This is a genomic window from Rubritalea spongiae (genome assembly GCF_042652385.1).
GTDB classification, from domain to species: Bacteria; Verrucomicrobiota; Verrucomicrobiia; order Verrucomicrobiales; family Akkermansiaceae; genus Rubritalea; species Rubritalea spongiae.
Genome location: NZ_JBHSJM010000001.1, coordinates 3392982 through 3416965, shown reverse-complemented (window position 1 = coordinate 3416965; position 23984 = coordinate 3392982). Strand labels below are relative to the sequence as shown.

Sequence of the window (23984 nt, the reverse complement as noted above, 5' to 3'; positions counted from 1 at the left end):
TGAGTGTTTGTTTATTTGTTAGAGTACTTCCTGTGACCTATGCGACTGATCCTAGAAACAGCACCTCTTTCTGTGCAATGTAGGTAAGGTCACGGTCTGCCTTGCCTTCCTCTTCTAGGGACTCGCGCATAAGCTTGGAAATTTCGTTTATGCCTAAGGCGTTGGCGAGAGCTACGATATTTCCATAACCTGCCATCTCATAATGCTCCACGCGCTGCGCAGCACAAATGAGGCCCGCATCCTTAATTTGCTCATCCCCGTCCATTCCAATCATGTCTTCTCCCTCTTTGATTAGACCTTCGGCTCCAGAGCAATGCTCACCGCCAGGTTCATAGTCCAATGAGGCAAACGCTGACTCAATTCGGCTAATGTGAGTTTTTGTCTCTTCGAAGTGATCCTCAAACACCTTCTTTAAGTGTGGGTTGTGCGCAGCTTCTGCCATTTTAGGTAAAGCTTTGAGAATTTGCTTCTCGGCGCTGTAGAGATCCTTCATTTCATGAACGAGTAGTTTTTCTAACGAGTCTAATTTCATCTGTTTGTTTTTTGCTTCATCTATTACAATGCGAACAGAATGCCAAATAGCTGAATCTCTTACAAACCCCTCAACTACAGCGATGAGCAGTCCTCAAGGTGAATATTCTTTCATAGAAAAAGTGGTAATTTGAAACAAATGGTTCCCAATTGGTTGCAAACTGCATCAGATAAATAATTCTCGATGAAAACAAATCTGCATCTCTAATCTTTATTTACTCTGTCTACAGCGAGTCCAAATAGTTACCTATTCCTGTAGACCCTAGTAGATTAATGCTTTAACTCTGGTTCCACCCCAATCCTGGGGACCACGTTAACCACACAAATACATTCACTTGAATTGGTGGCACAGATTAAGCTAAGTATTCCGTAGAAAAAATGCACGACGACCAGCCACAACCTTTAATGATGGCCGACCAATTGACCGAAGCTAGTCATAAAAAACATAGAATACTCATTGTAGACGATGAGCCGACTCTGCGTATCGGTCTGGAAGTAGCACTTGAAGACGATGATCGCGATATAGTGAGTGTCAGCTCAGGCAGCGAGGCTCTGGAGCTCTTGAAAGAAGAATCATTCAACCTCATCGTGCTTGATCTCAATATGCCAGACGTCACAGGTCTTGACGTTCTCAATGAACTAAGAAAGAGAGGTGACATGACTAGGGTAATGGTCTGTAGCGCTCACGTCACAGATAGAGCTGTTTTATCCGCAGTTCGTAATGGCGTCGTTGACTTTCTAGCCAAACCAATTTCTCTGCAACAGCTTAGAGACTTTGTAGACACGCTCCTCGGAAGTGCTAAAACATACGAATCTGGTTTAGAAGAGGCATTTAAATATGCTAGACAACTCAAATTTCGTGAAGCTGCCTCAATAATCAAGCAGCATATGGACGATTCTAAGGTTCCGCCTCATTCCAAGCATTGGATGTGCCTGTTTAAAGTTTTGGCTACATACCCGCGGTCAGCTCATGACCTCGGAATGGATGCTGCAGGTGCCATTGCACAAAATGCTTGGGTAGATAAAAGCCTCTAATATAGAGGACGAGCTGGGGACAATTGCAACTATTTGTGGTGCTAATTGCACTTACTGAGTTTTTCCACTCACTCGGAACGCCCTCAAAACAAAGACTCAATCACCTTATTTATAACAACTTATAGACACTTAAACGAGATTTCATCACATGGAACGCTTTCTGCGATACTGTGTTTTGTTATGAATAAAGACAAAGTTAAGAAACTGTCACACCAAACATCTGACACAGTGTCGTCTGCACTCAAAGCGATACGGAACAAGCCAGTCTCACGGACTTTATTGGGAACTATCTGCCTATGCGCTGGTGCATTCTTCCTTGCAAGCTGTGAAAAAAAAGGACCAGCAGAACGTGCTGGAGAAAAAGTCGACGATGCTGTCGAAAACGCTGGAGATAAAATCGAAGAGGCCACTGATTAACAAAAATCGCTCTCGCTGCAATCTGACTCCACTAAACTAACTAACAACCAAAAAATATAATGTTACATTGGACACTTATCTTCCTCGTTATCGCCATAATCGCTGCCATCCTAGGATTCACTAGAATAGCGGGTGCTGCATCGGGGATTGCTAAAATACTCTTTCTCGTATTCCTCGTAGTATGGATCGTTACTCTCATCTTGTAGATAAAGATAACTTTCTAACATCTCTCACAAAGATTCATCAAGCACCACTCAATGCTTATCGAGTGGTGCTTTTTCGTGTTCCAGACTTGCAATCTTAGGCTAAATAAATTTTGCAACTGTGTTATATTATAAATACGCGACAGGTCGACGCTGTAGATAGGTCCAAGAAGGAGGCTAAATAAATCTGGGCTCCAATTTAATGCACATTCTTCAGATTGATGTAAATTTAAACCCATAACACCTGAAATATGCCGTCCATATAGTCGTGATAAGGTATTAGTTTTAAGGTCTGCACGCCTTGGATGTAACTTGCTACTCTACCGTCAACTGGATCAACCTTTGGATATCATCCACTTCTATCATATACAAACATGTATTCGCAATGGTTGATGTCACAGAATACGCTATAAATCATCATACAAGATTGTGAATGACAATGGCATTTCCTAACAGAACAACAATCGCCCGTTCAACAAATCCTAATGTAGCTTACGGTCATACCTCTGTATAAAGATAATTTTTATAACATCAGTTGTTATCAACTTTCAGAGCATCAATCTACTACGCTGAGGAGAGGGGTTTGCATAAAACCACTGGCTCTGTTACTGGAAGCGCAGTCACAAACAGAGGGTTTACAGTTCCTATTCCTTGTACAGAGACTTGCAAATACTCTGCCTCAGTGCGTCTAGCTCAGGAGGTTTGGCCAAAAATTCATCAAACCCAGCTGCTAGGCATTCTTCAACATGAGATGGGTCACTGTGACCAGACAGAGCTACTAAGTAGGATGGAATCTTGCCATCAAATTTACCTTGAAGCATTCGAAGAAAATCGAGGCTATTTTGATCCCCTCCTAATGCGTGATCACAAAACACAATGTCTGGCTTAGACTGCTCAACCATCTCGAGCGCCTCCATCACGTGAGCTGTATGTTGCACGGTATGTCCCTCGAGCTCAAAGAAGAACTTGAGAGATGCAGCCACGCTCTGATTGTCCTCAATCAACAAAATATCGGCGGGATCTAGTGATATATGACTATTTTCTTCAGGAACAGCCGCTTCCTCATCTGGCGATTCGGTGCATGGTAGTTTCAAGCTGAATGTCGTACCAGTGCCCAATCCGTCGCTGGAAGCGCTGACCGTGCCTGAGTGTAGCTCGATGAGTTTAGCCACAACTGCCAGACCTAGACCCAGCCCCCCTTTATTCTGCGGCCGTTGCTCGTTCTTAGAGCTTTGAGCAAAAGGTTTAAAGAGCTTGGTTATCTCCTGTTTATCCATGCCAATACCAGTGTCTTTTACTCTGATCAGCACGTTTTTTTCCTCATCCACAGGGCAGACGGAAAGTGTGACTTTGCCGCCAGCCTCTGTGAATTTAGTAGCATTAGTCAATAAGTTACCGATGCATTGCACGATGCGGACGGAGTCAACATCTACCCATAATGGTTGATCATGCAGATTAAGTTCAAAGGTGATGCCGCGTCCTTTGGCTATTTCGTCTACGCCAGCTGCCGCAGTGCGTACCAACTGATTCACTTCTGTGGGGACTTTTTCCACCCTCAACTTGTCAGAGGTCAGCCGTGAAATATCCAGTGTATTATCTACCAACTTCCTGACGTGCTCAATCTGCTCACCGAGCTGAAGTAGTGCCGAGTTCCTTTCATCTTCTTCAGCTTTAGGGTGGCGAATAATTTCGTAAGTCGCAGAAATAGCAAGAAGAGGATTACGCAACTCGTGACTGAGTTCAGCGATAAACATGTCCTTCTCTTCTGTTGCCTCTTGTAGAGAAATCTCAGCACGTTTCAAATCCTCAATATCTGTTAGAGTGCCATACCAACTTGTTATTTTTCCTTCATGGTCGCGAATTGGAACTGCTCTAGCTCTGTGGTAGCGATACTGTGAATTCGCGTCTTTTAGACGGTAAGAATAATCGTAGATATCTCCTTTTTCAATAGTTTGCTTCCACATCGAAACCGCTTGAGCCCGGTCGCTCTCATGTACGAACGAATCCATATCAGTGTACGCTTCATAGTCATCCATGGATACGCCTGAATATTCTGACCACTGGGGACTAATATAGTTAATTTGTCCTTCAGGGTCAGATGTCCATACGATGCTAGGTAGACTTTCTGCCAAATGGCGAAATTTTAACTCATGAGGAGTACGGATTCCATCCCGAGGTAAGGCTGTATCTTGCAAGAACATGGCAGTTCCTACCTCGACAATATCATCATCTTCATCAAAAACAGGAAAAAAACTGAAGACAGCCTTATGCTTTTGATCCTCATCACATGTATCAATGACGCACGGTTGAATCGGTAGAGGAACGCCGCGATCAAATACGCATAGAATACTTGCAAATAACGCGTTTGCAGTCAGCGGATGAATCTCAGAAATTTTCCTACCAATGTGATCATCCGTAGATCGCTTATTGATCTGCGCCATGTATTCATTGACGCGCGTATATCGACCATCACGGTCAAAAAAGGCCAAGCCTAGTGGCGCATAGCTAAATAGGGACTCCAATGCTAGGGCATCGGATTTGTCAGAATTGATAATTTGGGACATTTAAGTAGTAATGAGATCAGTGCCCCGTTTGATTCGCTGTGGAGAGGGCTCACAATCACGGTTCTATATGACTGCTGCTGAAGTGTTTGTTAACTGCATTAAGAAGTTGATCGCTGTTAGAAACAATGCTTTGCAGCATTTGTTCCTGTTTTTCGTTGAGAGGTCCTACTTTCTTCTCGAGAAGTAAGTGAGACATCATACGGATTCCAGTCAGAGGACTTTTAAGGTCGTGACTGATGGATGACAGCGATTCGTTGGCTTTCTTAGGATCTGGCATAACAAATGACTACTTAGTGAAGTGTTAGTTCAGGTTGGATGGTAATATTTCGGTTTTTTCGTATTTTTTGCGTTTTCGATAGAGTGTGGTTTTATCGATCCCTAATATCTCTGCTGCTTGCTGCAGACTAGATGTGCGCTTGATGACACGTTTGATATGTTCCGCCTCGAGTTCCTCAACACTGATGTCACTGCCAACGATGGCGTCATGACTTTGCATTTGAGAAGTTTCCGCACCTGGTGATGGTATATCCTCAGGCTCTATTACATCACCCTTGCACAGGATTACTGCCCTTTCAACCGCATTTCTCAGCTCTCTTAGATTGCCAGGCCATGAGTAGCCCTTCAGTGCAGCAAGTCCAGAATTTGAAAACCCAGTGATGGGACGCCCTACCTGCTTCGCAAAATAGGATACAAAATCATTTGCGAAACGCGTGAGGTCATTTTTGCGTAGCCTAAGAGGTGGCAGCTCCACAGAAATTACGTTTAGCCGATAGTAGAGGTCCTCTCTGAATTCGCCGTCTGCTACGCATTGCTTTAAATCTCGGTTCGTGGCTGTAATAACACGTACATTGGCGGAACGTGGCTTATTCTCCCCCAAGCGCTCGTACTCTCGCTCTTGCAATAGACGAAGCAGCTTAGGCTGAATCTCAATCGGCAGTTCACCTATTTCATCCAGAAAGAGCGTTCCCCCTTCTGCCGCGCGAACTTTCCCCCATGAATCTTTCACAGCTCCAGTAAAGGCTCCCCTAACGTGACCGAACAACTCACTCTCTAAGAGCTCTCGAGATAGACTTGGGCAACTTACTGTGACAAAAGGCTTTCCAGCTAAATGGCTATTTTCATGAATGGCGCGAGCAATCACACTTTTTCCGGTGCCACTTTCACCTAAAATCATAATTGATGCAGGCGTGGGTGCAGCTCGGAATAATGTATCCATTGACTCTTTCATCACATCGTCATCAGAACCAAACGAAGGTGGAGGAGAATTAGCAATGACTTGAGTCTTAAGTGTCTGCACCTCAGTCTCAAGAGTCTGAATCTCATCTTGAGTATTTATCTGTTTTCTAGCTTTGGCGAGAATGGCGCGAATCTGATCTGGATTAAAGGGTTTTTCTAAGTAGTCAAACGCACCTAGTTGGGTTGCTTTAATTGCGGTGTCCACGGAAGCGTAGCCTGTGAATATAACGACTGGGAGCCGCGGATTAGTCTCGTGGATATAACGAAGTAGATCTAACCCGTCTTCGTCTTTCAACTTAAGGTCGAGAAATACGAGATCATATTCACCTTCTTTAAGTTGAATTTTTGCCGATGATATGTCTCCTGCAGGTTGAGCATAATGCCCATCCTCCTCCAAGGCTATAATCGTAGCATACCTAACAGATTGTTCGTCATCAACGACGAGAATATCGAGTGTTTTTTTCATTAAATTATGTGTAAAGCAGAGCGATAATCCAGACCTTCGTGTGTTGCGAGTAACACCTCTTTTTGATCTAAGAAATTACTGTTAACGCATGCGCCCAAATAATTAGGGTTCACTGGCGGACTTATTTTTCCCAAACCGTTGGAAGTTTTTAATTTATAACAATTTGGTCGTGTCGTCATTTGCGATTAGCACTGCGTAAATGATACTTGGTTTTTCCGAGACTGCACAAGCATGAATTCTAGGACAGAATTAACACCGCATACAGCTCTGACGCTTCATATTGCCAGCTCGGTCTGGGAATTATTTATGATGCCGTACAACTCATATGACATTACCAGTTTTCACTCGAGATTCTATTTTAATATAACTCAGATACAAATCTAATCGAAGTGACTCTAGAACCTTCTGTTGAGTCAGCTTCTCAGTGCTTTGTGATAAAAACCATGTCTATGATAGAAACGACACCAGACTTACACCTAGCTACTTCAAAAAATATCAAATATTCACTAAACATGGGAGCATCTCCACATGCTCTCACTACACCATCTCTGACGTGGACAGCTCAAACAAAGAACAATCCACACAGAATGTATTCATTGAATACAGTTTAGAACAAAGAACCTACCTCGATATACCACAGCTCATTTCATAGCTCCTCGGTGGTCTCTTTGATTATTTTGTCTGCGACATCAGCGATCTTTATGCGCTGCTGGGTGGCAGAGTCCCTAATTTGCAAATATGCATCTTCCTCAGTGATTTCATATTTTGCCATCATGATCCCCTTGGCTCGTTCGAGTTTCTTCCGCGTAAGCAGTGCTTCTTTCAGAACGTCATTCTCATTGCGCAACTCTTCAAACTGGCGAAAACGTCGCATTACTAGGTAACATGTAGATCGTAAGTCATGCTGATCTACAGGTGCCACAAGATATGCCATCACATGATCTACCATCGCTTTTTCCACATCTTTCAAGTCAGCCTTTTCCGCGATAATAATGGCTGGTAAAGGCTCATCCTCAGCCACAGCAAGCAGGGAATTGACTGCATTGCCGTCCTCAAAATGCATACCTGTGAGAATCAGGTTGGGACGCTCCATACTAATATTCTTTAGTAACTCAACACTCGTCCTAGATTTCCCAACGACATGCATTCCTAGGACCTTGATAATCGAACATAGTTCATTCAATAAATCCTCTTTGTCGTGAGCCACTTGCACTAATACACCCTTCAGATCAGAGTCTTTGTCATCCACATTATCCTTACTCATGGCTATGTATTAAGAAAATACAATCAGCACATGCAGTCGAGCCAAATCCTAACTGTCAACAGGCTTTTGTCAGCAGCAAGAAAAACACAAGCCCCGCCGAATACATCCGTCGAGGCTATGATAGTGAAACCAACTTTTAAAATCTGCTAGCAGCCGCTAGGATTTGGATCTTAGCAGTCTGCCTAACAAGAATCCTGCTCCGACCAAGATGGCGGCTGTGGTGCGAGGGTTAGCTTTACTCTTAGAGTAGACATCCTCGGCAAGGTCTGATGGTTTTGATTGCTGTAAATATTGAGATGTGCTCGCAAGCTTCTCGCTTACTTTGTGCATCGCAGGCGATAACTTAGTTTGGTAGCCAGAATCTAATTTTTTGCGCGCGCCGTCGCTGGCTTCGCTAAGGCGTCCGAGTGAAACTCCGAGTTTAGTGGTTCCATCATCGATGATGCCGGTAGTCTTCTTTTTAGCTCTACTAGTAACTTGATTGACAGACTCCTTGAGGCGTTTTGTTCTCTTGCTACATCTTTTAGTAGTCTGAATGTCGTCAACCAACATAGGATCTGAATATTTTTCATTTGGGCTGGATTGTATCATTGTCATAACACCATTCATTGAAGCATTTTCCGAACCATCAAGTTGGATATTCCCCACGGCTCATACAGCCAAGACACCAAAAGGGATAGCGGGCGTTTGGGAAAAAATACAGCGCGAGAACATAATCCCTGCATGGTTCAAATTGCACCAGAAAGATGGCAATATGAAACTGAGGATTCTATTGTGCTGAGTGTAGATGAGAAAAATCAGACTCAAGTGTTAGAGAGAAGCCAGCCCGTGCAACCAAACCTTTCAAGTAGGGTGCCTCGGCTGATCAGATCTTTGAAAAAATCGAATCGTTTTGCAAATGGCTTAACTGACAACACACTAGAATACGCATGTCTCAATATAATTGAGTCCATCGCTCGGCTTTTTTTTCAAATTCGTAGGTCATATCATGTTTGAACTCACTATTCTCCCATTTGAAGCGTAGAATCTCGACTTTGACCTCTGATAACCTAATTAAGTGAAAGCCGGCTGCTTCACCCTTCGTTCGTCTCGAACAAACAGTCGATGCTTGCGAGACAATCAAGTTGCGATTCTGGTGATTAAGCTCAATCACCCCAACATAGGACTGATGAAAATGCCCAGCGAAAACGATGTCTACTTTGCCCATTGCGAGTGATTTTTTAATCAAACCGACTGGAGATATGAGCACACGCGAAGATTCGTTTTTCCGGTGTAACGGATGGTGGAATGCCACTATGTTATATCCATGGTTTCCTTCAAATCCTGTCTCTATACGCTGCCCCTGAAAAGGTGATAAGAACCCTCTCGACCAATCAATGTGCAAACCAAATGGAGTGGATGAGTTAAATCCAAGTAGCCTTCCACAGGGTAAATCCATCGTTGGCTCAAGCTCTACATTAATGTACTTTTTATAGCGTCTAAACGGACTAAAAAAGCGATCTATAGGTTGGTTCAAAAGCGGCACATCGTGATTTCCTGGCAAAGTAAACTGAGGTGTGGGAAGTTTACACAACCAAGCCTTAGCTGCTTTCATCTCGCGTTTACGTGCGCGCATAGTAAAGTCCCCCGGTAATAGCATTAAGTCAGGAGCAAGCTCATTAGCCATCGCAACAGCAGCTTCTGCTTGTTTTAAATTTACCGCACCGAAGTGTGGATCAGAAAACTGAAGAATTTGATACATATTGTAAAAATAGTTTATCGTGGCTGGAGCATGAGAAGCACGCTGCTGTGAATCTCAATTTTCAATGGATTAGGTAGTTGAAGGATTTCCCCATCGATCATCGTACTGACTGCCTTTTTATTCTCGAAATTAATTTCGAGCGATGTTGTTTCGACCTCTTCCATGTCTGGATCAGACTTACTTTTCCCAAGAAGGCAGGCTATCATGCCTCGCAGCATTGCGATACGTGTATGATGGCGGAAAACATAGATATTAGCTTTCTGTGAACGAGTATCCTTCCTCTCGGGGATTATCCCCATTGTATCACGGTACTCACCAGGCACGACGGCCAGCATCCTGCTTTTGAATTCTTTCTGAATTAATTCTGAGCCATTGACTCCCTGCAGAGAAACTCGATAGATGGTCGATTTAGCGAACCTCAAGATGGACCACCATATAACAATCAATGACTTACGCCACCAATACTTACCGTGATACTCGTCAATCATGCGAGCCATATGTGGATAGAAGCCAATGATTGCCGTGCAAAGACAGGGACGTCCAGAGATTTTCATCAAGTGTATGGGCTCTGGTATGGCCGTTGATAACACGCGAAGCGCAGACTTGAGCTCCAGCGGTATGTTGTGATCTCGCGCTGCGAGGTTGAATGTTCCCATGGGAATTATTCCAAGTGCTACCCCACTGTTTTCCATTAGTCCAGCTGCTGTAGCCACTGTCCCATCACCACCAGCGACGATGATGGCGGTTGGTAGATCTCTCAACAGGTCAGTAATAACCTTTTCAATTTCTCTGCCTTTACAAAATTCCACACACACCCTGATATCCTCGCTCTGAAGACTATCTAACACTGCGGCCTCAAAATCAGCGCGGTTCATTTCTTCAGCTTCGCCTGATTCGGTATTCACAATGACTTGGAAAGTACGCATTTCGGGTAATCTATTGGCTCATTAAAGTTAAATCACTCATGCTAAAACCACCATACAGGTCTGCTAGATCTTGCGCCGAGTTTCTGCTCCCATCCGTAGCTGTGATGAATCAAATGAAGACAAGCTAATGGCGCAGCAGCCAACAATAGAGACAACCAGACATCTAGCTTCGCTATTAAACCCATTGGATATATTCCTCTCAGGCCAGAGCCTTCAATGTTGCGATCAGAAACTTGCTATGATTCGCCAACATCTGAAACCCCAGAACCTCCCAGAGCTTTTTCTTGGTTTTCATGATCGTAACCTTCAGTAGGAATGGAGGTGTGCGCTAGTATTTTTCTCATGATAAGCCTCGACACTCCTCCAGCAGCTCCTGTGAGGATACTCCAAGCTAGGGCATCTTTCCATGCAGTCGTTGGAGACGCTGGATTCTTTGGTGGTTCTCTATCTGAGAGCGCCCGATAACCAGATCCTATGATACGTTTTGTGGCACGGGAAGCAATGAGTGGTATCGCGACTCCTGCAATTATTAGTGCTAGATTTTTTGTTTTGTCTTGTGATGAAATTTGCATAGGGAAAGTTTTTATTCAGTATTAATAAACTAGGTAACCTAAGGCCTATCACAGGCCTCCGATTCTAGATCAGTGTTGTTAGTTTTAGCTATTCATGGAGAGTTTTGAGTATTCAGAATCAGATCCCTAGCATAGAGACGGCTTAATCACTGATACAAACCTAACTCAAGATCCACAAGCTCGGCAGTGATGTTACAAACATGACGGACAAGCGTATCTTTTGAGAGCAGGGAGTTCTTCCACTAAAGATAATATGCAAATCATATGCCATGTCTTAAATGACGCTCTTAACCTCTATTTCACAGGACTCCTTCAGTTTCCACGCTCAACTAAATCCTATCGAATAATGCAGAATGCCACCTTTACAGATCACGAAACTGCATGATGCATTCTAGTACCTAGTAGAGATGGTTCTCTCGAAGCACTTCCCCCATCACCACCGTGACAGAATATTGCGACAAACCATATGAACATAGGACGATGAGACTTCTAGGAACTCCCCTCTCGATCGATTCTGCTCTTACTCGCACCTGCTGGATACTTTCTACAATGCTACTTTCTAGGCGACGATAGCCTACAATAATTTGTAGTTTCAAAACTATCACTACATAGGTTTCTTAATAACCGTTTTACTTCTCTAGCGCAGAACGAGTTTATGCTCGTACTTATCGTTGCACTGAGCCTGACGACTATCACTGCGTAGACAACGTCCAGTTTTACACATCATCTCAGCTTCTTTATCAAGCAGCCTGTTGACTGGGGTCTTTGACAGCACTGACAACCCACTAGGACAGTTTTTAGTTCGCTGCCACCAATTCGACTCATCTCAAGCTTGGTCCTCGCAGCTGAGATATTTACGACTGCTGTTACCTTTATCCGTAGTCTACTAGGTATAGTTCATTTTATTTATCCGACCAGTCTTCCTTGAACGCGAAGAAGAAGATGGTTCCTTTTTAGTTAAGATAATTCTCGTGGACTTCTTGAACAAAATTTAGCCAACATCTTCATTTACCCTCCCTGCTTTGTTAGATCACCCCCACAAACAAAAACGCTGTAACCTTTACAGTTACAGCGTTTTAAGTTGGTTACGGGAACAGGATTTGAACCTGTGACCTTCAGGTTATGAGCCTGACGAGCTACCTGGCTGCTCCATCCCGCGATTGAAATAGTGCCAGTCGCCTGAGTGGTTAAACTCGTTAGTGGCGAAACCCTTTCGGGTGCGGGCGCAACCTAAGGTTGAAATCGGTTAACCGCAAGCTCTTTCTACACTAAAATTGAAACTTTTTTTAGTAACAGAAGCGCCAATCTTCATTACTCATTGTGTCCACTGGCTTTCATGAATTCAATCAGCTCTGGGTCACGTTGAGGATATTTATTCAAGATCCGCTGTCCCTCTTCATAAGGGAACGCAAACTCGAGCCAAATTTGTTCAAGAGTGTAAATAATGATCGTTGGTTTTCCAGTATTTGAGTTAGTTCCTTCTGCTAAAATAAAATCGCGGATCGTTTCTTGCTTCACGCCTTCAAGAAGGTACGCGAATTTTTTCTGACAATCGATCGCTCGCAAAGCTGCTGGATCATGCTTCAGAGACACTCCACCACTTGGGCCTTCCATTGGTGCAGGCGCTTTCGGGGTGTCAGGTTTGGCTGCAGCTGCTGCAAATGGATTATGAAAGCCACTCTTAGGTACTTGTGGTGTTCCCGCGGCAGCTGTGACACCAATGGGAGCTGTCATCGGCCCAGGCCATTGAATATTGCCCGGACCCGGAATTCCTTCAGTACCTGTCTTTGGCTTAGGAATCGCGTGTGAACTAGTAATCGGAGCGGGAATCCCTTGCTGAATAGGTTTTGGGATCGCAACATCACCTTTTAAACTTTCAGCTGTCGAAGCGATGAGTGAATCGTTCAGAGAGTCTTCACCACTCACAATATCCGCATAGCTTTTTTCCTTAGTAACTTCAGGCGCTGTCACGCCCTCGCTAAGTTCGCCAGCGAACTCCTCTAATAAACTCCGGTAGCATATGAGCAACTCATCGCGACTTGGCCACGGAATATTGGTATTAACTCCGTCGGGTTGGAGAAAAGTGCCCTTAGGGTCGACGAAATGTTCTACCATTTCGTGATCCATGTTCAGCTTCGTTTTACGCCATTCTTTATGGAAGACGCGCTCCATTTTTTCGAGGAGGTCTTTAACCTTACTTCTGAGAACTTCGTCGCTCATTTTTTAATTCTAACTATTAGGGGAAGTTAATCTTGGATTATCTAGCAGAATCAAACAAGTTCAATCTGCTGTTGTTTGTAGATTTTCAATGGTTTATGCTTTGATAGAAGTCACATTCCAGTCCAGTGTTTCTCCTGCATGCATTGGTACGACGTGTTGGTCGTGGCCTGTGTATGCCGTTGGGACTTCGAATGGGACATTTGCTACAGTGACAAGTTTTTCTGCTGGCTCGACTCCATAGAGGCGCTGAGCATTGTCACTGATGAATGCCTGTAAGTTATCCAGTTTATCGTGTTTGTCAAAAAGTTGGGCTAAACGAGCGATTGCTAGAGGCGCGGTGAAAACACCAGCCGCACATCCGCAGCATTCTTTCTTCTCCACAGGATGAGGGGCTGAATCACTACCAAACATCAATCTAGGATGCCCTTCGAGAGCTGCTTGGAGAAGAGCTTCTCGGTCTTCAGGGCGCTTAGCGATAGGTTTACAGAAAAGGTGTGGGTCGAGCATTCCTCCCGCCACGTCGTCGAGTGTGATGATTAAATGCTGCAGCGTCACTGTCGCTCGCAGGTTTTCATGTTCATCAAGCAATGCCACAGCATCTGCAGTAGTAATGTGCTCCATAGTAATTTGCAGCTTAGGAAACTTCTGGGCGAGGTAGTCATAACTCGCGAGAAACTCTTTCTCCCTATCCATCACGAACCCATGGGTTTCTCCGTGCACCATCAGCGGAATCCCCATTTCTTCCATCATCTTGAAGACTGGCTCCACGGCGTCGATAGCCTTCACACCAGCTTCACTATTCGTTGTAGCACCAGCCGGATACAACTTAATGCCAAGCATATACTCTTTCGCAGCAGCTAATTCAGCCTCGGTATAATCTCCTCGAAAAAAGAGCATCATGTAGGGATCAAATTGATGCCCTCCAAGGCTCGAGAGAATGCGCTTCTTGTACGCCAAAAGTAGTTCAAGGCTATCCACAGGAGGAACTAGATTCGGCATAATCACTGCGCCAGAAAAAGTTTCAGCAGTGAGTGGCGTCACCAGCTTCATCATGTCTCCATCACGAAGATGAAGGTGCATATCGAGTGGCGAACAGAGAGTAATTTCTTTAGGCATAAAGTTAAGAGAGGGTTTAATTCAACAGGCTAAAACTGCACTGTCACGGTTAAAAAAATAGCAGGAATATTCAAAAAAATAAACTAATACCCTTCTTCGACATCCATAAAGTCGAAGAAGGTGGTGATGTCATCACGATGTCCGAGGCCAGCCTCCGCTTTTCGCATTTCGAGCCGTTCAGAGAGTACGTCGCGGTATCCACAATTGCGAATGTGGCTCAACCACCATTCCAAAACTGGCGATTCTGGCTTTACACCATTCGCATAACACCAATCGAGAGCGGCTCGGTCGTCAGCCCCCGTTTCAATGATATACTTCACAAGATCAGCATACTCCACTTGCAGCAGCTGACAGGTCCAGAGATCCATCGCACGTCCCATATTGTTATGGTAATCTGCGTGCAACTCACCTGCTGCATACATTCTAATCTTGTCGCACATTCTCAAGAAGTATGGTAGACCATCAATCTCAGCCTTACAGCTACAGGGAAAATCTCTTGTGTCAGACATGTGCGAAATCTCCCCCGATTCCCCCACTCCGTCAAGCGGCTATTCCATTGATTTCAGGATGAATTCCTTCATATGCTTCCAATATTTCCATCAATGAAACTGAATTTAAAAATTCTATTTCATTCCCTACCAAAATTTCTCTGACTGTAAATGATTTTCAAAGGAACTCCGTGAGCGCTTTTACTCTATTTGTACTCTTTCATGTCAGGACAGGAACACACTAAATTGCGATCACCGTAGACATTATCAATGCGCCCAACATAAGGCCAGAATTTGTGTTCCCGCAACTTCTGCACCGGGTAAGCGGCCTTTTCACGAGAGTACGGTTTTTCCCAAGCATCACTGGTCACCACTTGCGCAGTATGAGGAGCATTCTTCAGCACGTTATTTTCACGATCAGCAGTGCCATCAATCACTTCTTTAATCTCCCCATGAATACTGATAAGCGCATCGCAGAAGCGATCGAGTTCTTCTTTCGATTCAGACTCAGTTGGTTCAATCATCAAAGTTCCAGTTACTGGCCAAGACATCGTAGGAGCGTGATACCCGTAGTCCATCAAACGCTTCGCCACATCTTCTACTGTGATTCCTGACTTCTCTGAAAGCGCACGTAGATCGATGATGCATTCGTGTGCCACCAAGCCTTTATTCCCAGTATAGAGCACTGGGTAAAATGACTTAAGGCGTGAAGCTACATAGTTCGCATTGAGAATCGCCACCTTTGTTGCCTCGCTCAGCCCTTCACTCCCCATCATAGCTATGTACATCCACGAGATCACATTGATTGATGCCGAGCCAAACACTGTTGCGCAAACCGCTCCTTCTTTTTTTTCAGAACTCAAATGACCAGGCAAGTAAGGCACGAGTTGCTCAGCTACGCCAATCGGGCCAACACCCGGTCCTCCACCCCCATGCGGAATGCAAAACGTTTTGTGAAGATTGAGATGACAGACATCTGCTCCGATTACTCCTGGGCTCGTCAATCCAACCTGCGCATTCATATTCGCACCATCCATGTAAACTTGCCCTCCAAGCTCGTGCACTAATTGGCAAATCTCCACGATCGTCGACTCGTAAACTCCATGAGTCGAAGGGTAGGTCACCATCAAGCATCCCAATTTCTCACCAGACTCCTCCGCTTTCGCACGAAGATCCCCCATATTGATGTTGCCATCTTCATCGCATGCAACAGGTATCACTCTGAAACCAGCCATTACTGCAGATGCAGGGTTCGTTCCATGTGCTGATGTTGGAATAAGACAGTCCGTTCGATCCTCATGGCCATTTGCTAGATGAAAGCGACGAATCGCTAGCAATCCAGCATACTCACCTTGCGAACCCGCGTTTGGCTGAAGAGAAACTGCTGAAAACCCAGTAATCTCAGCGAGCCAATCAGCCAAACTATCGAGCATATCAAGATATCCATGAGTTTGCTCCTCAGGTGCAAATGGGTGCATATTGGCCACCGTTGGCCAACTCAGGGCCATCATCTCAGATGTTCCATTGAGCTTCATCGTACAAGAACCCAGAGCTATCATCGATTCGTTCAAAGCGAGATCTCGTTTTTCAAGCCGTGAAAGATAACGCAACATTTCAGTCTCTGAGTGATAGCGATGAAATACTTCTGCCGTGCAAAACTCGGACTCACGGTCATGAAATGCATCCCAAGCCACTTCCTCTTCCTCAGGCAAAACAGGTTGATCTACGCCGAAGATTCCAAGAATAGTCATCACATCGTCTTGGTTCGTCGTTTCATCAAAGGAAATTCCTACGTGATCCGCATCGATACGACGGAAATTAAAGCCAGCCGCCACTCCTTGCTCGATCACATCTTCCGCTTGGCCAGACACTTTAATCGTAAGTGTGTCAAAGAAACTCTCATTGACCACCTCATGCCCACGCGCACTCACCGAGCACGCTACCACCTGAGCTAGATAGTGCACATTGTAAGCAATATTACGCAGCCCGTCTGGGCCGTGATACACAGCATACATAGACGCCATCACCGCCAGAAGTACTTGCGCAGTGCAGATATTAGATGTCGCCTTATCTCTTCGGATATGTTGCTCACGCGTTTGCAGAGCGAGCCGATAACCTTTATTACCTTGGGCATCTACCGACATCCCAACAATTCGACCTGGTAGCTTACGCTTCAGTTTATCAATACATGCTATGTAAGCTGCATGCGGACCACCAAATCCGAGAGGCACACCGAATCGCTGAGTATTTCCCACTGCAATATCTGCCCCAAACTCACCTGGAGGAGTCAAAACAGTCAGCGCTAGAATGTCTGCGGCCACAATAGTGGTAGCTTTGACCGCATGCACTTCCTCGTGAAACTCCGAGTAGTTATGTACTGCTCCATCCGCATCAGGATACTGAACAAGAGTCGCGAACAAGTCATCATAAGCGCTCGGATCGAAGCTCTGCCAATCCCCCACCAGCACTTTTACTCCAAGCGGCTCGCAGCGGTTCTTCACCACATCTATCGTCTGAGCGAAGAGCCTATCAGACACAAAAACGGTTCCACCTTTCGGTTTCGCAGATCGCGCCAATGCTACAGCCTCAGCCGCTGCAGTCGCCTCATCAAGCAAGGACGAATTAGCAACATCCAAGCCGGTAAGGTCGGTGATCATTGTCTGAAAATGAAATAAGGCCTCGAGTCTACCTTGAGCAATTTCAGATTGATATGGAGTATAAGCCGTATACCAACCAGGATTCTCTAACACGTTTCGCTGAATTACAGCTGGCACTTTCGTGCCGTAATAACCTTGCCCGATAAATGGTTTCAGAACCTCATTCTGATCCATTAGCATTTTTAAAAGCTCTAAGGCATCACTCTCAGCCAGTGGTGCTGGTAGGTTGAGTTCCCTTTCCTCTAGGACCTCTGCTGGGACAGCATCTGCAATGAGTTCAGAAATACGCTGGTAACCGAGTGATTGAATCATCGTCTCTCGGATAGAACCTTGCACACCCACATGGCGGCTACAAAAGTCTGAATAGATAGACATTATAAAATAAGAAAATGAATTAAGTGAAAATAGCTGAAACCCCAAAGGCCTTGGATTGAGCCCCGATCATCGACACACGCTCAAATTTTGCAAAACTAACTGTAATCTATCTAGATTCACCTGCCAGCGTCGCCATCCGACTTTATTGTTAGTATCCAATATGTGTAGTATAGGCAGCGGCATCTAATAAGCCATCTAACTGAGAGGCATCACTCAGCTTGATTTTAAAAATCCACCCTCCAGTATGTGGATCAGTATTTACTAATGAAGGGTCAACCTCTAGTGCTTCGTTCACCCCAACCACCTCACCTGAAACCGGAGCGTAGATATCCGATGCAGCTTTCACTGACTCCACCACAGCAATTGCTTCTTCCGCATCACACACACGACCGAGCTCTGGAAGCTCAACAAAAACGATGTCAGTGAGCTCTTCTTGCGCATGATCTGTGATCCCCACAGTCACCACTTCTCCTTCAACTAGAACCCACTCGTGATCTGTTGTGTATAAATATTTCTCAGGGACGCTCATAATAACTTTCGTTAGATTAATAGAAAAGGAATTAGCCTTTCTTGTAAAAAGGTTTTTTTACAACTTCAGCCTCAAATCGACGCCCTCGCACATCGACATCTACCAGCGTTCCCAGCGAAGCATGTTCCACCGGAAGATACGCCATTGCAACACCCTCGCGCAGACTAGGAGAAAGTACCCCGCTACTCAGTTCTCCAATGCGTTCATCCGCTTTCGAGAAGACTTCATAGTGCGCTCGTGGTGGCGCTCCTTTTCCCGTGTATTTGAGAGCCACTAACTTCTCATTCAGCCCCTCGGCTTTTTGTGCTCGCAATTTCTCAACCCCAATAAAATCGGTCTCGAGCGCACAAAAAAATCCCAGCCCAGCCTCGATCGGAGTCCTCTCTGGCGAGAGATCAGCACCATTGAGTGGATAGCACACCTCCGTCCGCAAACTATCACGAGCGCCCAAGCCACACGGCTTCGCACCCGCATCTATACACTTTTGAAAAAAACGAATCGCTGCACTAGCAGGAACAAATAGCTCAAACCCATCTTCCCCCGTGTAACCAGTCCGGCACACAATTATCTCTTCGCCAAATTGCTCCCAGCGATCAATCCCATTCCGCCGTGGCAGTATGCGCTCAGAAAACAATGCACCATAAACATCAGCCGCATCTGGCCCTTGCACCGCCATTCCTGCCCAATCTTCACTTTCGTTAGACAATGTTAGACCATCTTCCAAATGCAGCGTGAGCCACCTAAAATCTTCCGCAATCATCGAAGCATTCACCACCATGAAAACTTGGCCAACAGCAATGCGGTAGATGATAAGATCGTCAATCACACCACCATTTTCATTCAGCATCAAGGTGTATTGCGCATCGTCGACCTCTAAATTCTCCACATCGTTCGTCAGCATTGTGTTGAGCCACGCTTCAGCACCCTCACCACTCAATAAAAACTGGCCCATGTGTGAAATATCAAAAACACCCACCGCATTCCGAACAGCAGAATGCTCATCCATAATACTCGTGTACTGCACAGGCATATTCCTGCCAGCAAACGGGATCATCTTAGCACCCAACTCTAGGTGAAGCTCAGCCAATGGGGTTTGCTGAATATTCTCTTCGCTCATTCTAAATACACGCTGCTGTGTATGGCCACCTCTGTCAACACCACACTAGACTTCGAGAGTTCGCCCTTGCACCTTGATCTAGAAGTGAGACATTGAGTCCGAATCAAATTATCTAACAAAGTACCTACATGTTGAACCAACTTGAACGACAATTTGGCAGTTGGGCCATTCCCGGCCTGATCCGCTATCTCGCGCTTCTCTTTGTCGGAGTCTTTCTTCTCACTGCCATCAATCCAGCTTTCGCTGAAACACTCGACTTCGATTGGTCTAAAATTACAGATGGTGAATGGTGGCGACTTCTCAGTTTTATCTTTGCCCCTCAGATTGACTCACTCAGCGTCTTCGCGGTGATTTTCATGATCTTCGGCACCATGCTGATGTTCTCATTTAGCGATGGACTTGAACAACAATGGGGAATCTTTCGCACCAACCTCTTTGTCTATTGGGGAATCCTCAGTGCTATGCTCGCTAACATCCTCTATGGCGCAGTCTGGGATGTTCAATTTGGCCTTTCAGGAATCTACCTCGGCGCTTCAATCCTCTTCGCCTTTGCCACCTATAATCCCAAATACACGATCATGGTCTTCATGATCATCCCCTGCCCGATCTGGATTCTTGCAGCACTTGCTGGCGCGCCCATGTTGTTAAGTGCTATCACCAGCCCATTCCACGGGCTCTTCGTCGCTATCTGCATTTCTAACTATCTCATCATCGCCATACCCATGCTCCTTCGCTCTAGCAAACATCGCAGTTCGACAAAAGCGCGACGCAAGAAGTTTAAGGCCTACCAAACATCAGACAATCAGCCATTCCACACTTGTCACGTCTGCGGAGCCAACGACATCAGCAACCCAGAAAAAACATTCCGAGTTGGAAAAGATGGGAATGATTATTGTGAAGAACACCTCCCACAATAATACTTACCCACTATCTGTAAATAATCTCCTCACTCAAACCGATGTCTTCAGCTCTCAAAATACTTCCCCCCATCGAACCACTCGCTTTCCAACTAGCAAGGGCTGTCAAACTCCCCAAGCCACTCGTCGTTTCTTTCGTAAGAAAAGAAGTCACCGCTTGGCGCAAGCAACTGTTAGAAGGAACTGAAAGTGACAGGGACACAATCGAAAAGGACATTGAAGCAAAGCTTCAGGCCTTTGCAGCCTCACGGCTCCAACCAGTGATCAATGGCACTGGAGTGCTGATTCATACCAACCTCGGCCGTTCTCCTCTGGGCAAAACTGCTGCCGCTGCACTCGAACAAATTGCCACCGGCTACTCCAATCTCGAATTCAATCTTCCCGATGGTACTCGCGGCAAACGCGCTGGCTACCTCGAAACTGCTCTCGCCTGCTTAGTCAACGCCGAGTCCGCCACAGCCGTCAACAATTGCGCCGCAGCTTTGGTACTCATTCTTCGCCATCTCTGCGTTGGAGAAAAAAATGAAGTCATCGTCTCGCGTTCTGAACTCGTAGAAATTGGTGGCGGCTTCCGTGTCCCTGAAATTTTAGAAACTTCCGGTGCTAAACTTGTCGAAGTCGGAGCCACTAACAAAACGCACCTTGCAGACTACGCCAAAGCCATCACTCCAAACACTGCGATCATCCTAAAAGTTCATCGCTCGAATTTTTATATCGAAGGCTTCACCGCCGAGCCCGACATCGCGGAGCTCTCCACTCTTTGCAAAGAGCACGACATCCCTCTGGTCGAAGACATTGGCTCAGGCGCTATGATGAATACCGACGAACTCGCTCCAATCGATCACGAACCTACCCCACAAGAAGCACTCACCAAAGGCGTCGACCTCATCTGCTTCTCTGGCGATAAATTATTAGGAGGCCCACAATCTGGCATTATCGCTGGCCGTTCCGATCTTGTCGCTGGAGTAAAAAAAGAACCATTCTTCCGCGCCGTACGTTGCGACAAATTAATTCTCACAGTGCTTCAAGAAAGTATCGACGAATACCTCCGGACCCAAGCTGCGCCAACAAAAACAGATGTCCCGAACCTCAAAGCTCTGGCCATCAAACCTGAGGAGCTCAAACAAAGAGCACTCTCACTCATCGACTCAGTAGGTGAATGTCCTGAAGCAGAACTAAGTATCACAGAGTCAATCGCCACCACAGGCGGCGGAACCATGCCGCGATCCAAGATTCCCTCCATAGCGATCAAAATCACTCCAAGAGGAATCAGCCTCAACAAACTCGCTCAACAACTACGCGTCGGCACACCCGCCATCGTTGGTTACACACAAGAAAAGCACCTCTTGCTGGATCTTCGCACCATCTTCGACTGGCAAGACGAACTGGTAGTCAGTCGTCTTAGCGAAATACTCAGTTAATATGAGCAAATAGTTTTACAGCGGAAATCTTGCTATATTTACTATAGCTGCACAATAAAAACGCCCAACACAACAAGTGCTGGGCGCTTGCATATAGTAAATGGGTAAGACCCCTAACTGAGTTCTGCAACAGCTGCGTCTAATGACGCCACATCGTCGACAGAAAGAACTTTTACTGACTTATCGATGCGCCCCATGAGACCTGCGAGCACTTTACCTGGCCCGAGTTCGATGAAAGTTGTGTTTCCTTCAGCAATCACAGCTTGCATGCTTTCTGTCCAGCGTACGGAGCCTGTGACTTGCTTCTCGAGTGTTTCACGGATTTCAGCCGTGTCAGCAACTGCAGTTGCCTTGAAGTTGGAATAAACAGGAACTGATGGCATGGAAATTTTTGTTTCAGCAAGTACTGGGGCGAGCTTATCCTGAGCGCTCTGCATAAGGCGTGAGTGATACGCACCAGCTACTTTGAGTTTCTTCGCCATGCGAATACCACGCTCTTTAGCTCCAGCAACGGCTTTGTCGACACCCTCAACAGAACCTGAAACCACGATTTGGCCAGGAGCATTGAAGTTAGCCACATCCACGTCACTGTCGGCAGCAAGTGTTTTCACTGCAGCCTCGTCACCACCAATCATAGCCGCCATGCCACCTTCTGTTGCATTACACGCTTCTTCCATGAAAGCACCACGTTGCTCAACCACTTTGAGACCATCTTCAAATGAGAAAGTCCCAGCTGCTGCATGCGCAGTGAACTCACCAAGTGACAGCCCTGCAGCTGTCACGATCTCGAGATCTGGAAGCTTTTCCTTAAGAACCTCAAGACACGCAAGACCATGAAGGTAGAGCGCTGGTTGACAATTCCCTGTACGAGTTAATTCCTCATCAGGTCCTTCAAACATCACAGAACTCAATGAACGCCCCAATGCTGCATCCGCCTTGTCAAAAAGAGCTTGTGCAGAGGGATACGCCTCAACCAAGTCCTTACCCATGCCCACTTTCTGAGCACCTTGTCCGGAAAAAAGTACAACTACCTTATTAGCCATGGCTCGTGTCTAACTGTGCCCCCCCTCTGACGCAATCACAATTCCAGCTTTCACCACTTCTCCGCTTCTTCCTTCGCCACATTTCTTAGAAGTGACGCAGCACGTGCGATACACTGCTCTAGAGGTAAACCAAGATTTGCTAGCGCGTAATGACGGTCAAACATCTCCTCCGCCCCATCCTCAATCCGTCCAGCCATCGCGACGACTGTCTTTCCTGCAGCTCTAGCCATTTGAGCAATGCCCGCCGGCCCTTTGCCCTCCGCCGTCTGCGCATCGAGACTACCTTCACCAGTAATCACCACGTCAGCCTTCGCGATGCGCTCTTCGATTTTTAATTCCTGCGCGAGCCACTCAAAGCCATTCACTAGCTCTGCTCCACAAAAGTGCATCAGTCCAAAACCTAACCCACCTGCAGCTCCTGCGCCCTCGAGTTCAGCAGTATCGGCTCCATCACAAACCTCCATGATGTTCTTCAGTATCGACTCCATCGCAGCAATATCTTCGATTCCCTTCTGTGGTCCATACACAGCAGTCGCCCCATTTCCCCCTAAGAGAAGGTTACGCACATCCGATGCTACAAGAATGTCAGGCATCTCTATAATCCCCGACCCATCGAATTTTACCGCGCGTGCAAGTTCAGCAGGCACTGGCATCAACACATTACCGGCTGCATCATAGAAATTCGCTCCCAGCTCTACTGCCATCCCAGCACCAGCATCATTGGTGGCACTACCACCGATCCCCATCACGATTCGCTTCACCTTGTGTTGCTCAATAGCGTGACGCATCATAATTCCCGTACCCGCTGTATTCGAACAAAAGGCATCGCGTTCTTCCTTTTCGATCATTTCCAGACCATTCGCTTCAGCCATCTCCATGATCGCTGTGTCTCCAACGACTAGATAACGTGATTCACATGAACGTCCAATCGCATCCAGCGTACTACAAGTAACCCACTCTCCACCAAGCGCATCGCGCACAGCTTGAGTAAAGCCCTCACCACCATCAGCGATAGGAGCCTGATCTACTTCTGTTCCAGGCGCAGCTTCCCACACCCCATTTGCAATCGCCTCACAAGCTTCCGCCGCAGTAAGCGACCCTTTAAATTTATCACATGCAACCAGTACTTTCATTCCTAGACAGTTA

General features: G+C 45.9%; 22 protein-coding genes and 1 tRNA gene. 5 read left to right on the top strand and 18 right to left on the bottom strand.

What is annotated here, in order from left to right; genetic code table 11:
- Window positions 1-37: 37 nt before the first annotated feature.
- Window positions 38-532 carry a YciE/YciF ferroxidase family protein gene (locus ACFPK9_RS15130; RefSeq protein ID WP_377096196.1) on the bottom strand — a complete coding sequence of 165 codons (495 nt, stop codon included), beginning with the start codon at window positions 530-532 and terminating at the stop codon, window positions 38-40.
- 377 nt (window positions 533-909) lie between these two features.
- On the opposite strand from ACFPK9_RS15130, the gene ACFPK9_RS15125 reads away from it, so the two are divergent.
- From ACFPK9_RS15125 to ACFPK9_RS15115, 3 genes are all read left to right on the top strand, one after another.
- Window positions 910-1566 (top strand): response regulator, encoded by a 657-nt coding sequence (locus tag ACFPK9_RS15125; protein ID WP_377096193.1) that lies wholly within the window; start codon window positions 910-912, stop codon window positions 1564-1566.
- A 180-nt stretch (window positions 1567-1746) separates the two neighbouring features.
- Entirely contained in the window at window positions 1747-1983 is a 237-nt protein-coding gene (locus ACFPK9_RS15120; RefSeq protein WP_377096190.1) for a hypothetical protein, read from the top strand.
- Between the two features lie 59 nt (window positions 1984-2042).
- Window positions 2043-2189 carry a DUF1328 domain-containing protein gene (locus ACFPK9_RS15115; protein ID WP_377096187.1) on the top strand — a complete coding sequence of 49 codons (147 nt, stop codon included), beginning with the start codon at window positions 2043-2045 and terminating at the stop codon, window positions 2187-2189.
- 641 nt (window positions 2190-2830) lie between these two features.
- On the opposite strand, the gene ACFPK9_RS15110 is transcribed toward ACFPK9_RS15115, so the two are convergent.
- The 15 genes from ACFPK9_RS15110 to gcvT all read right to left on the bottom strand — a co-directional run bounded on the left by ACFPK9_RS15110 (window position 2831) and on the right by gcvT (window position 19457).
- Window positions 2831-4750 (bottom strand): ATP-binding protein, encoded by a 1920-nt coding sequence (locus tag ACFPK9_RS15110; protein WP_377096184.1) that lies wholly within the window; start codon window positions 4748-4750, stop codon window positions 2831-2833.
- A gap of 55 nt (window positions 4751-4805) precedes the next feature.
- Window positions 4806-5027 (bottom strand): histidine kinase dimerization/phospho-acceptor domain-containing protein, encoded by a 222-nt coding sequence (locus ACFPK9_RS15105; protein WP_377096181.1) that lies wholly within the window; start codon window positions 5025-5027, stop codon window positions 4806-4808.
- 24 nt (window positions 5028-5051) lie between these two features.
- Window positions 5052-6452 carry a sigma-54-dependent transcriptional regulator gene (locus tag ACFPK9_RS15100; RefSeq protein WP_377096178.1) on the bottom strand — a complete coding sequence of 467 codons (1401 nt, stop codon included), beginning with the start codon at window positions 6450-6452 and terminating at the stop codon, window positions 5052-5054.
- A gap of 646 nt (window positions 6453-7098) precedes the next feature.
- Window positions 7099-7716 (bottom strand): ANTAR domain-containing response regulator, encoded by a 618-nt coding sequence (locus ACFPK9_RS15095; protein WP_377096176.1) that lies wholly within the window; start codon window positions 7714-7716, stop codon window positions 7099-7101.
- A gap of 156 nt (window positions 7717-7872) precedes the next feature.
- Window positions 7873-8313 (bottom strand): hypothetical protein, encoded by a 441-nt coding sequence (locus tag ACFPK9_RS15090; RefSeq protein ID WP_377096174.1) that lies wholly within the window; start codon window positions 8311-8313, stop codon window positions 7873-7875.
- A 337-nt stretch (window positions 8314-8650) separates the two neighbouring features.
- Entirely contained in the window at window positions 8651-9457 is an 807-nt protein-coding gene (locus tag ACFPK9_RS15085; protein WP_377096171.1) for a metallophosphoesterase family protein, read from the bottom strand.
- Between the two features lie 14 nt (window positions 9458-9471).
- A complete protein-coding gene (locus ACFPK9_RS15080) occupies window positions 9472-10383 on the bottom strand; it encodes a diacylglycerol/lipid kinase family protein (RefSeq protein WP_377096168.1) in 912 nt (303 codons plus the stop codon).
- 236 nt (window positions 10384-10619) lie between these two features.
- Window positions 10620-10955, bottom strand: coding sequence for a DUF4235 domain-containing protein (locus ACFPK9_RS15075; RefSeq protein WP_377096166.1), 336 nt, complete (start codon window positions 10953-10955; stop codon window positions 10620-10622).
- Between the two features lie 1082 nt (window positions 10956-12037).
- Window positions 12038-12114 (bottom strand) — tRNA-Met (locus tag ACFPK9_RS15070).
- Between the two features lie 152 nt (window positions 12115-12266).
- Window positions 12267-13175, bottom strand: coding sequence for a hypothetical protein (locus ACFPK9_RS15065; protein WP_377096163.1), 909 nt, complete (start codon window positions 13173-13175; stop codon window positions 12267-12269).
- 93 nt (window positions 13176-13268) lie between these two features.
- Complete coding sequence (pyrC, locus tag ACFPK9_RS15060) at window positions 13269-14291, bottom strand: dihydroorotase (RefSeq protein WP_377096160.1); 1023 nt, start codon at window positions 14289-14291, stop codon at window positions 13269-13271.
- 83 nt (window positions 14292-14374) lie between these two features.
- Window positions 14375-14800, bottom strand: coding sequence for a DUF5069 domain-containing protein (locus ACFPK9_RS15055; protein ID WP_377096157.1), 426 nt, complete (start codon window positions 14798-14800; stop codon window positions 14375-14377).
- Between the two features lie 185 nt (window positions 14801-14985).
- Entirely contained in the window at window positions 14986-17811 is a 2826-nt protein-coding gene (gcvP, locus tag ACFPK9_RS15050) for an aminomethyl-transferring glycine dehydrogenase (protein WP_377096154.1), read from the bottom strand.
- 148 nt (window positions 17812-17959) lie between these two features.
- On the bottom strand, window positions 17960-18340 hold the full coding sequence (gene gcvH / locus ACFPK9_RS15045) for a glycine cleavage system protein GcvH (RefSeq protein ID WP_377096151.1): 381 nt from the start codon (window positions 18338-18340) through the stop codon (window positions 17960-17962).
- A gap of 31 nt (window positions 18341-18371) precedes the next feature.
- A complete protein-coding gene (gene gcvT / locus ACFPK9_RS15040) occupies window positions 18372-19457 on the bottom strand; it encodes a glycine cleavage system aminomethyltransferase GcvT (protein WP_377096148.1) in 1086 nt (361 codons plus the stop codon).
- A gap of 128 nt (window positions 19458-19585) precedes the next feature.
- Here gcvT and ACFPK9_RS15035 point away from each other — a divergent pair, with 128 nt between their 5' ends.
- Entirely contained in the window at window positions 19586-20374 is a 789-nt protein-coding gene (locus ACFPK9_RS15035) for a hypothetical protein (RefSeq protein WP_377096145.1), read from the top strand.
- A 41-nt stretch (window positions 20375-20415) separates the two neighbouring features.
- Entirely contained in the window at window positions 20416-21795 is a 1380-nt protein-coding gene (selA, locus tag ACFPK9_RS15030) for an L-seryl-tRNA(Sec) selenium transferase (RefSeq protein ID WP_377096142.1), read from the top strand.
- Window positions 21796-21908: 113 nt separating this feature from the next.
- Here selA and fabD read toward each other — a convergent pair whose 3' ends face one another.
- Window positions 21909-22838, bottom strand: coding sequence for an ACP S-malonyltransferase (gene fabD / locus ACFPK9_RS15025; protein WP_377096139.1), 930 nt, complete (start codon window positions 22836-22838; stop codon window positions 21909-21911).
- Window positions 22839-22888: 50 nt separating this feature from the next.
- Complete coding sequence (locus ACFPK9_RS15020; protein WP_377096136.1) at window positions 22889-23971, bottom strand: glycerate kinase; 1083 nt, start codon at window positions 23969-23971, stop codon at window positions 22889-22891.
- Window positions 23972-23984 lie beyond the last annotated feature (13 nt).